At 69.9% G+C, this 10,720-nt stretch carries 7 protein-coding genes; 5 read left to right on the top strand and 2 right to left on the bottom strand.

From position 1 onward, the window contains the following. The first annotated feature begins 116 nt into the window (after positions 1-116). From OO68_RS14245 to OO68_RS14225, 5 genes are all read left to right on the top strand, one after another. Positions 117-1,301, top strand: coding sequence for a cytochrome P450 (locus tag OO68_RS14245; RefSeq protein ID WP_033308694.1), 1,185 nt, complete (start codon positions 117-119; stop codon positions 1,299-1,301). A gap of 42 nt (positions 1,302-1,343) precedes the next feature. Next, a complete protein-coding gene (locus tag OO68_RS14240; protein ID WP_033308693.1) occupies positions 1,344-1,541 on the top strand; it encodes a ferredoxin in 198 nt (65 codons plus the stop codon). Then, positions 1,538-2,695: an NAD(P)/FAD-dependent oxidoreductase gene (locus OO68_RS14235; RefSeq protein WP_033308692.1), complete on the top strand. Its 1,158-nt coding sequence runs from the start codon at positions 1,538-1,540 to the stop codon at positions 2,693-2,695. The genes OO68_RS14240 and OO68_RS14235 overlap by 4 nt, the downstream gene beginning before the upstream one ends. A gap of 859 nt (positions 2,696-3,554) precedes the next feature. Continuing rightward, a complete protein-coding gene (locus OO68_RS14230; RefSeq protein ID WP_033308691.1) occupies positions 3,555-4,661 on the top strand; it encodes a ricin-type beta-trefoil lectin domain protein in 1,107 nt (368 codons plus the stop codon). A gap of 154 nt (positions 4,662-4,815) precedes the next feature. Next, positions 4,816-7,467: an RICIN domain-containing protein gene (locus OO68_RS14225; protein ID WP_033308690.1), complete on the top strand. Its 2,652-nt coding sequence runs from the start codon at positions 4,816-4,818 to the stop codon at positions 7,465-7,467. Between the two features lie 119 nt (positions 7,468-7,586). Here the strand turns inward: OO68_RS14225 and OO68_RS14220 are convergent, their stop codons facing one another. Further along, complete coding sequence (locus OO68_RS14220) at positions 7,587-9,230, bottom strand: glycoside hydrolase family 27 protein (protein WP_033308689.1); 1,644 nt, start codon at positions 9,228-9,230, stop codon at positions 7,587-7,589. Between the two features lie 77 nt (positions 9,231-9,307). After that, the gene (locus tag OO68_RS14215) at positions 9,308-10,717 is read right to left on the bottom strand and encodes a non-reducing end alpha-L-arabinofuranosidase family hydrolase (protein ID WP_033308688.1); all 1,410 of its coding nucleotides are present in this window, start codon (positions 10,715-10,717) and stop codon (positions 9,308-9,310) included. Positions 10,718-10,720: the final 3 nt, after the last annotated feature.

The raw sequence follows: 10,720 nt of genomic DNA, 5'->3' as shown, positions 1-10,720 counted from the left end.
CCGACGGGCGGGAACTCACCGAGGCCACGCTCCCGTCAGCCGTCCATGGACCAGTCGGCCCCGACAAGCACCGTCATGTCTCTCGCTCTCTCACTGCACCTTCAGGAGGCCACGTCATGCCCATACGTACGGAAATTCCGGTCTACCACCCCGATCTGTACTCGGCCTCGGCCATCCGCGACACGTATCCGCACTACGCCGCGCTGCGGGCACTCGGCCCCGTGGTCCGGCTGAGCAAGCACAAGGTCTACGCCCTGCCACGCTATGCCGAGTGCAAGCAGGTGCTGCTGGACGACGACACCTTCGTCTCCTCGGGCGGCGTCGGCCTGAACCCCGTCGCCAACCGCATGGGCCGGGGCACCACGCTGTTCAGTGACGGCGGTGAGCACGCCCGCCGCCGCTCCCTCCTCGCGCACCGCCTCACTCCCAGGGCGCTGCGCACGATGCAGGAGACAGTCGACCAGCAGGCCGCCGCCGTGGTCGCGGCAGCCGTGACTCGTCGGGCGGTTGACGCGGTGGAGGTCGCCACGGCCCTGCCGATGTCCGTCGTCCCCGACCTGGTCGGCTGGCCCGAGCAGGGTCGTGAACATCTGCTGCGCTGGGCCGGCGCCACCTTCGACGCGCTGGGCCCCTTCAACCGCCAGGCGGTGCGCACACTTCCCGCGTCCCTCGGCATGCTGCGCTACGCCCGCGCTGTCGTGCGCGACCGGTCCGTGCTGGACGGCAGCATGGGACACGACCTGCTGCGCGCGTCCGACGAGGGCCGGATCATGCCCGCCGAGTGCGTCACCATGATGATCGACTACCTGGCGCCATCCCTGGACACGACGATCAGCGCCATCTCCAGCGCTCTGTACCTGTTCGCCACCCACCCCGAACAGTGGCGCCTGCTCAAGGCGGACCCCGACCTCGTTCCGAAAGCGGTCAACGAGATCGTCCGCTACGCATCCCCGATCCGCGCCTTCTCCAGGACCGCCGCCCGCGACACGGAACTCGCGGGCATCGCCCTCCCCAAGGGCTCCCGGGTACTCGTCCTCTACGGCTCCGCCAACCGCGACCCGCTGGAGTGGGACGACCCGGACGCCTTCGACATCCGTCGCGACGCCGCCCGCCAACTCGGCTTCGGGCAGGGCAGTCACGGCTGTGCCGGCCAGGGCCTGGCCCGCCTGGAAACCTCCGCGATGCTCCGCGCCCTGGTCGAACGCGTCGACCGTATCGAGGTGACCGGCCCACCCGAGTGGGCCATGAACAACGTCATCCACCGTCTCGAGCGCCTGCCGCTCGATCTCATCCCCGCATGAACCCCGCCGCTCGCCCGTTTGAAGACAGTTGAGGACATCACCATGAAGATCTCCGTCGACCATCCACGCTGCGAAGGCCACGGCCTGTGCGCCGACCAGGCCCCCGACGTTTTCAGCCTGGACGAAGACGCCGAACTCACCTACCGCTTCGAGGGCACAGACGTCCCCGACGAGCATCAGCCCGCCGCCCGCGCGGCCGTCAACGCCTGCCCGGTCGCCGTCCTGCGAGTCCTGTCGTGACCGCACCGCGCTCGGTGCTCATCGTCGGCGAGTCACTCGCCGGTACCACCGCCGCCCGCCACCTGCGCACCCTTGGCCACACCGGACCGGTCACGGTCATCGGCGCCGAGGAGCACGGCGCGTACTCCCGCCCGCCCCTGTCCAAGGTGGTCCTGAAGGACCCGGCCCCGGACCAGACCCTGGGCCTGGTCCTCGACGGGATCGACATCGACGTCATCCGCTCGGCCGCCGTCGCGGCCGACACCCGGCGCCGCACCGTCACGACCGCCGACGGCCGCCAGGTCGGCTACGACGCGCTGATCGTCGCCACCGGCGCGGATGCCCGCCGGCTCGCCGCCCCCGGGCAGCGGGGCGAACTCGTCCTGCGCACCCTGAACGACGCCCGCCTGCTCCGCGCCCGCCTGGCGGACGCCCGCTCGGCGATCGTGGTCGGCGCCGGCTTCCTCGGCATGGAGGTGGCCAGCGCCTGCGCCGCCCGCGGCATCCCGGTCACCGTCGTGGACGCCGACCGGCCGCTGGAACGCATCCTCGGCGACCACCTGTCCGCCGAGATCACCGCACGCGCCTCAGCACACGGCATCCGCTTCATACAGGCCACCGGCTTCGCCACCCTGACCGGTGACCCCGTGAGCGGCGTGGCGCTCCCCGACGGCACCGAGCTCACCGCGGACCTGGTGGTCACATGCGCCGGAGAAGTACCCAGCACCGGCTGGCTGGCAGGGACCGTCCTCGCCGACCGCCTCGGCGTCGGCATCGACGATGCCTGCGCTACCACCGTCCCCGACGTGTTCGCCGCCGGCGACGTCACCTACCTCCGCGGCGACGGCACCCGCCCCGACCGGCGTGCGCCCTTCTGGTCCAACGCCGTCGCCCAGGGCAGGGCCGCTGCGGCCTCCGCTCTCGGTCTGCCACCGCAGGGACCAGCGCAGGACGACTACTTCTGGACCGAGGTCGCCGGTCTCACCGTCAAGATCGTCGGCCGCCTGCCGCTCCTCGGCGAACCGACCACGGTGCAGGGCAGCGTGGCCGACGGACGCGCCCTGCTGACCTGGAGCCATGCCGACGGGACGTCGACGGCGGTCGCCTACGGACTGCGCAGACCGGTGGCCGCGCTACGGGCCTTGGCCGCCACGACCTTGCCGCCGTCACCGTGACGGCGGCAGATGAGCGTCGCGACGTAAGGATGCCACGGGGCGCGGGCATGGCCGGGGCGCCCTTCCGCGGCGCACTCGGCTGATCAACCCGGTCCCTGGGGGCAAGCCCTCCCTGATCGACTACCACGCCTGCCTCGGCGCGTCGAACTCTGCGCTCAGAGGCGCGCACAGCCCCGAAGTTCTACCTCCCTCCATCCCGGTCGCCGGCGCACGACTTGTACGGCCGTCATCCCGCCGCGGCGGGAGCGGTGGGTTGCAGCCGTGCGTACGGGGCTTCTTCATGAGGCCGAACTCGTCGATTTGGAATGGTCGTTGAAGCGTCTGGTGGGTGAAGAAGAAGGCTGCCCAGGAGGAGCTGGAGCGGCTGCGCGGCCAGGAACACCGGTGGAACTCCGAGCGTGAGGGCCTGAGTCGGCGGGCGCCCTGGCGACTGGAACGCCAGGTCGAGGAGGCGGCCTGGGTGCGAACACGCGCGCCTCCCTGGAGGGTGGAGCGAAGACGGTATTCGAAGCGATTCGACACCTGTTGTGGGACCAGAGGAGGGCAATGGGTCATCAACGTCGTCGCATCAAACAGCCGATACCAGAGCCTCTTCCAGTGTTCCGGGAATGCTGGAGGGGGCCTTGTGCGCCCATGGGTGTTCACTTAACCTCACAGCAATGTCGAAGCGATTCGACAGCGCCTCGTGGCCCAGTCATGAGATGTCCCTCTTTCAGCTCAGCCGATTCCGCAGTCGCGACACCGCACGACGCCCTCGCCGCCTCCACGAACAACCGCTGGACCGCAGCCGACACGCCGGCACGGGCCGGGCGGCGGGCTGTCCGCTGATCAGCAATCGCTCGAAGAAGAGAGGAACTCCATGAGAAAGTCTTGGATTCTGTCCCTGATCACGCTGGTCACCGCCGCGTCGGGAGTGACAGCGGGAGGTGTGACCCCTGCCGCCGCAGCCCCCACCACGCCCTTGCGGGTCATGCCGTTGGGTGACTCCATCACCTGGGGTGTGGGCAGCAGTACGGGCAACGGCTACCGGGGCCCATTGTGGGACAGGCTGGCCGCGGACGGCCATCCGCTCGACTTCGTCGGCACGTTGCGGGGCGGTTCGATGTCCGACCCGGACAACCAAGGCCACTCGGGATACCGCATCGACCAGATCGCAGCACTCGCCGACGCCTCGCTCACCCGCTACCGGCCCAATGTCGTGACGCTGCACATCGGCACCAACGACCTCGACAGGTCCTACGAGGTCTCCACCGCCACCGCCCGGCTGAAGTCGCTGGTTGGCCAGATCACCGCCGCCGCCCCCGACGCGACCGTCCTCGTGGCCTCACTGGTCGTGTCCACCAGCGGCTCGGAGGAGCGGTACCGCGCCGCGTACAACCAGGCCATCCCCCAGATCGTCAGCGAGGCACGGGCCGCGGGCAAGCGCGTCGCATACGTGGACATGAGCAGCCTGACCACGGCCGACCTGGCCGACGCCCTGCATCCCAACGACTCGGGCTACCAGAAGATGGCCGACGTCTTCCACCGCGGCGTCAGGACCGCGGACAGCGCCGGATGGCTGAAGAACCCGGCCCCCGCCCCCGCACGCGTACAGTCCGGCGTGGCCGGCAAGTGCATGGACGTCAAGGGCGGCGCCACCACCGACGGGACCGCCGTCCAGACGTGGAGCTGCGGCGACGGTGCCAACCACTTCTGGTCCGCCTACACCGACGGCACGCTGCGCTCCATGGGCAAGTGCCTCGACGCCGCCGGCGGAGCCACCGCCAACGGCACCAAAGTACAGCTCTGGTCCTGCCACGGCGGTGCCAACCAGGTATGGCAGCCCTACAACGGTGGCTACCGCAACCCCGCATCCGGTCGCTGCCTCGACGTTCCGGGCTCCTCCACGACCGACGGCACGCAGCTCCACCTGTGGGACTGCAACGGCGGCTCCAACCAGAAGTGGACCACTCTGACCGCCGGATGACACCGCTCCCACGACCCCCAGGGCGGTAGAAGCAAATCCCGGCTCGCGGCAACCTTGTGTGACGTCTGTGACGACAAGGGAGCGGATCCGGCCAGTTCCAGTGGCCGGATCCGGGTTTCCACTGTTGAACAGCATGCAAGGAGAACGCCTCCCCATGAACAACCCCACGAACGGCGGACGCCGCGGGCGTCACCGCCGCCGCTGGACCGCCACTGGTCTGCTGCTCGGCGTGCCCGCCGTTCTCGTGCCGTATCTCCTTGTCGCGCAGGAGGACTCGCAGGCCGCGACGGTCGATGGCGACGCCTACTACCGGCTGGTCTCCGTGCGCAGCGGCAAGGTGCTGGACGTCAACGGTTTCTCCGCCGCTGACGGCACCCGTATCCAGCAGTGGACCGACCAGAACACCGCCAACCAGCAATGGAGGCTGCGGCCCACCAGGGACGGCTACTACGAGCTGGTCAACCGCAACAGCGGCAAAGTGCTGGGCACAGCGGGCGACTCGACCGCCCGGGCAGCCGCCACGGAGCAGCAGACCGACAGTTCCTCCACCTCCCAGGAGTGGAAGATCAGCGAGGTGAGCGGTTCCGACGCCGTCACCTTCACCTCGCGCAGGAGCGGCCAACTGCTGGACGTCTCCAAGGGCTCCAAGGCCGACGGCGCGGCAGTCATCCAGTATCCCGCCACAGGCAGCGCCAGCCAGGAGTGGAAGCTGGTGAAGTCGGCCGAGCCCCGGGCGGCCGGGGCGGGCACGGCGCCGACCACGGCCGCGGCCGGTCCGTATGTGTGGAAGAACGCCCAGGTGGTGGGCGGTGGTTATGTCACCGGACTCGTGTTCAACCAGCGGGAGAAGGGCCTGCTGTACGCGCGCACCGACATGGGCGGTGCCTACCGCTGGGACACCGGGGCCGAGCAGTGGATCCCGCTGACCGACTGGATCGGCGAGAAGGACTGGAACCTGCTGGGCATCGACGCGGTGGCCACCGACCCCGTCGACCCCAAGCGGCTCTACCTCGCGGCGGGCACCTACACCAACGAGTGGGCCGGCAACGGCGCGCTCCTGCGCTCCACCGACCGGGGCCGCACCTTCAAGCGCACCGATCTGCCCTTCAAGCTGGGCGCCAACGAGGACGGCCGCGGTGCGGGCGAACGGCTGGCGATCAACCCCGCGGACAATGGCACCCTGCTGCTGGGCACCCGCAAGAACGGCCTGTGGCGCAGCACCGACTCCGGTGTGACATGGCGTCAGGTCTCCTCGTTCCCCGTCAAGGACGGGGCGAGCAGCGGCGCGGGCATCTCCTTCGTGACGTACGGCCCGGCCGGCAGCAAGACGATCTACGTCGGCGTCAACGACAGGTCCACCTCCCTGTACCGCTCCACCGACGGCGGCAGCACCTGGCAGGGCGTCTCCGGGCAGCCCACCGGCCAGTTGCCGCAGCACGGCGTGCTCTCCGGTGACGGGTCGCTGTACCTGACGTACACCGACAACCTCGGACCCAACGGCGTGACGGCGGGCTCGGTGTGGAAGTACACGCCGGGCAGCGGGACATGGAAGAACATCTCCCCCTCCCAGGGCGACTACGGCTTCTCCGGTCTGGCCGTGGACCCGCGCAAGCCCTCCACGGTGATGGTCACCACTCTCGGCCGCTGGTGGCCCGAGGACGAGATCTACCGGACCACGGACGGCGGCGCCACATGGAAGGCACTGGCCGACAAGTCGGTGCGCAGCGCCTCCGCCGCCCCCTACGTCGGCACCCACACCGGGCACTGGATGACCGCCCTGGCCATCGACCCCTTCAACTCCGGGCACGTGCTGTACGGCACCGGCAACGGCATCCTGCGCAGCAAGGACGCAGGCGCCTCCGACACCGGCGGCACCAGCCACTGGAGCATGGGCGCCCGAGGGCTGGAGGAGACCGCGCTGCTGGACGCGATCGCTCCTCCCGGCGGCGCCACCGTCATCACCTCCATGGGCGACCAGGGCGGCTTCCGGCACGACTCCCTGACCAAGGTGCCCTCCGGGCGGCTGAGCAACCCGATGATGACCAACAGCACCGACATCGACTTCGCCCAGTCCAAGCCGTCGATGATGGTCCGTGTCGGCCGTGGCGGCGCGCAGGACGGCGCCTACTCCACCGACGGGGGCCGTAGCTGGAAGGGCTTCAAGGCGGAGCCGGTGGCCAGTGCCCAGGACGGGCATGTCGCGCTCGCGGCGGACGGCTCCACCATCGTCTGGACGCAGGCCGGTCAGGCCCCGTACCGCTCGACCGACAACGGGGCGAGCTGGTCGAGGGTCAGCGGCCTGGGCACCGGCGCCGTGATCGTCGCCGACCGCTCCTCGGCCAGGACCTTCTACTCGCTGTCCGGCGGCACGCTCTACGCCAGCGCCGACGGTGGCGCGACCTTCACCGCCCGCGCCGGCAACCTGCCCTCCGGCAGGCTCACGGCCGTTCCCGGCATCGCTGGGGACCTGTGGATCTCCGGCTCGGGCAAGGGGCTCCTGCACTCCACCGACGGCGGCCGCACCTTCACCACGCTCAAGACGGTGCAGTCCGCCTCCGCCCTCGGCCTCGGCAAGGCCGAGCCGGGCACCGACTACCAGGCCCTGTACCTGATCGGCACCGTCAAGGACGTCACCGGAGTCTTCCGCTCCACCGACAAGGGCTCCACCTGGCTCCGCGTCAACGACAACGCCCACCAGTGGGGCGCCATCGGCGGTGTCGGCGTCATCACCGGCGATCCCGACACCTTCGGCCGCGTCTACGTCGGCACCAACGGACGCGGCCTGCAGTACGGCGACCCGTCCTGACCCCGCGAGCCGTGGCGGGGCCGCGGCCGTGACGGCCTGCGGCCCCGCAGCTCGGTCCGCTGTCGTGGACTGCCCTCAACCGCCAGGGCGTCTGCCCGCGCGCCGGCAGGGGCGGCGGGTCAGGGGAGTGTGGTCCACTTCTGGTTGTTCTGGCCGTTGCACGTCCACAGGACGACCGGGGTCCCGTTGGCGGTCCCTGCTTGTTGGGCGTCCAGGCAGAGCCCGGCGTGGACGTTGCGGATCGACCCGTCGGTCTGCCTGGTCCACTTCTGGTTGTTCTGCCCGTTGCAGGGCCAGACGACGACCCGTGTGCCGTTGGTGGTGCCCCGGTTGGAGGCGTCCAGGCACTTGTCGCCGTAGACGCGGATCTCGCCTCCGGCCCAGGTGGTCCAGAGCTGGTTGGCGGCGGTGTGGCAGTCCCAGATCAGCGTCGCCGACCCGGCCGCGGTGGCGGCGCGGTCCACGTCCAGGCAGCGGCCGGACCCGGTGGCGCGCAGGCGTGCGGTGGTGGAGGCCAGCGGGCTGCCGCCCGTCATCTTGAACACGGCGACACCGTGCGCCGGGACGCTCGCCGAGATCTGCCCGGACGTGCTCGACGCGGCACCGGTCCACAGGTCGGTGAGGGTGAACGACCCTCCGGTGAGGCCGACCTGCGCGGCCGAGGCGGTGATGGTCGCAGTGCCCGCTCCCCGGTTGAACAGGCCCACGGCGACCGATCCGTCGGACAGGGGCTTGGCGAACACCTCGGTGTCGCCGTCGTCGCGCACCCTGCGCCCGCCCGCGCCCAGCGGATCCTGGTTGACCGCCAGCAGACGGGGGTTGCGCAGGATCGCGCTCACGTCGGCGGACATGGTGCGGATGTCGTTGCCGGCCATGAGCGGGGCCGAGAGCAGCGACCACAGGGCGAAGTGGGAGCGGGACTCGGTCAGCGACAGACCGGGACGGCCGACGACCAGCATGTCGGGGTCGTTCCAGTTTCCCGGGCCCGACTGGGCGGCCAGCGGCGCGGTGACGTCCAGGACGTTGCCGACGCCCATCGGGTAGCTGTTGGTGTTGCTGTTCTGCCAGATGTCGAGCAGGTCCTCGGTCGTCCGCCACAGGTCGGCGACCTCACCCCAGTCGTACTTGTCGCCGGTGGGGGAGTGGAAGCTGTTGGGGTTGATGCTGTAGACGATCGGGCGGCCGGTGGCGCGCAGGGCGTCACGCATGAGGGTGAACCGCGCGATCTGCTCGTTGAGTGTGCCGCTGCCGGAACACCAGTCGTACTTGAGGTAGTCCACGCCCCATGACGCGAACGTGGCGGCGTCCTGGGCCTCGTGGCCCTTGCTGCCGGTGGAGCCGGGGTAGGTCCCTACGCCCTGCGCGCACGTCTTCTCGTTGGGCGCCTGGTAGATGCCGAACTTCAGGCCCTTGCCGTGGATGTAGTCGCCGAGCGCCTTCATGCCGCTGGGGAACTTGGTCGGGTTGGCCCGGAGGTTGCCCGCCGCGTCACGCTGCGGGTCGAACCAGCAGTCGTCGACGACGACGTACTGGTAGCCCGCGGCCTTCATGCCCGTGGACACCATCGCGTCGGCGGCCTGGCGGACCTGCGCCTCGGTGATCCCGCACCCGAAGCTGTTCCAGCTGTTCCAGCCCAGGGGCGGGGTGAGTGCCGGGCTGCCCGGCGCGGCCTCGGCGGTCGTGCCGGCGGAGGCGGTGAAGCAGGCGGTGAGCGTCAGCGCGGTGGCCGTGAGGAGACGCAGCAGTCGTCTGTGTAAGACCATGGGGGGTTCCTTCCTGGCCCGCGAAGCTGTGCGGGCCTGATGGGCCGCTCATGAGGTTGTGATCAGGTGTGCCCGGGTCAGCGCTGCAGGGTGAGCAGGGCCGGCCGGTACGGCAGCTTCAGGTAGTCGGTGCCGTCCGATGAGGGAGACCTGCCCTGGTAGAGGAACTGCAGGTTGCAGGGGTCGATGGTCATGGTCTGGTCGGGGTTGCTGCGGACCAGGTCACCGTGGCTGATGTCATTGGTCCAGGTGGCACCGCTGTTGGCCTTGCCCGCGAAGGGGTTGCTCTCGGTGGCGGCCTGCGGGGTCCACGGACCGTTCAGGCTGGAGGCCGTGAACGAGCGGAAGAATCGATGCTCAGCCGCACCACGAGCCTCAACGATCATGAGGTACTGGTTCTGGCCCTGGACCTTGTAGACCTCCGGCGCCTCGAACAGGTTCTTCTCCGTGTCGCTCATGACCGTCGTGTACGACGAGCCGAAGCTGCCCGGGAAGTTCCCGATCGGCATGGTCGACTTGAAGATGCTGCCCTTGTCGTTGGCGAAGAACAGGTACATGTTCTGGTCGTCGGCGATCACGGTCGGGTCGATCGGGCCGCCGACGGGGACGCTGCCGGTGAACAGCTGCTGCGGCGCGGACCAGCCGTTGGGGTTGGTGGGGTCGCTGGACGTGCGGTAGGTGAAGGGCCAGGCGGTGCCCCACCCGTTCGAGACCAGCACCCATATCTTCTTGGGCGCGAAGTAGAAGAGTTTGGGTGCCACCGCGGAGCCGCTGATCCCGCTCTGGCCGGCCGAGGCCATGTCCGACCAGTTCGTGAAGGGCCGGAACGTCATCGCGCCCCACGACGATCCGTCAGAGCTGGTCGCGTAGACCAGGTGCCGGCCGTTGTACGTCACGGTGGTGAAGTCCTTCAGCGCCACCCACCCGTTCGCCGGCTGTGCCAGCGGACCGGTCGACGTCCATCGGTATGTCGACGGAAGGGCACACGCGTTGGGCGGCCCGGACGGGCCGGTCCACTTCTGGCTGCTGCCGCCGTTGCAGTTCCACAGCTGCACCGCCGTGCCGTTGGCGGTGGCGCCGCCGCTGACATCCAGGCACAGCCCGGACTCCACGGCGACGATCGTGCCGTCGGCGTTCGCCCGCCACCGCTGGTTGGTCCCGCCGTTACAGGACCAGATCACCGGCCGGGTGCCGGCCGTGGTGGCGTGGCCCGGAACATCCAGGCACTTGTTGCCGTACACGGTGAGCTGGTTGTCGTCCGTCAGCGTCCACTGCTGGTTGGTCCCGCCGTGGCAGTCCCAGATCTGCACGTTCGTGCCGTCGGTCTGGTTGGCGCCCGGCACATCGAGGCACCGGCCGGAACCGACGCCGCGCACGGCGCTGGTGGTGGCCGCCTGGGCGGGGTTGGCGACGAGTGTCGCCGCCGAAGCCAGCAGGGTCGCGAGCACCACAGACATGTGCCTGCGGCTGAAACCACGTTTGCGCATGGG

This window comes from Streptomyces iakyrus (genome assembly GCF_000717055.1).
In the GTDB taxonomy this organism is placed as follows: Bacteria; Actinomycetota; Actinomycetes; order Streptomycetales; family Streptomycetaceae; genus Streptomyces; species Streptomyces iakyrus.
This window is presented reverse-complemented; position numbering and strand designations above follow the sequence as displayed.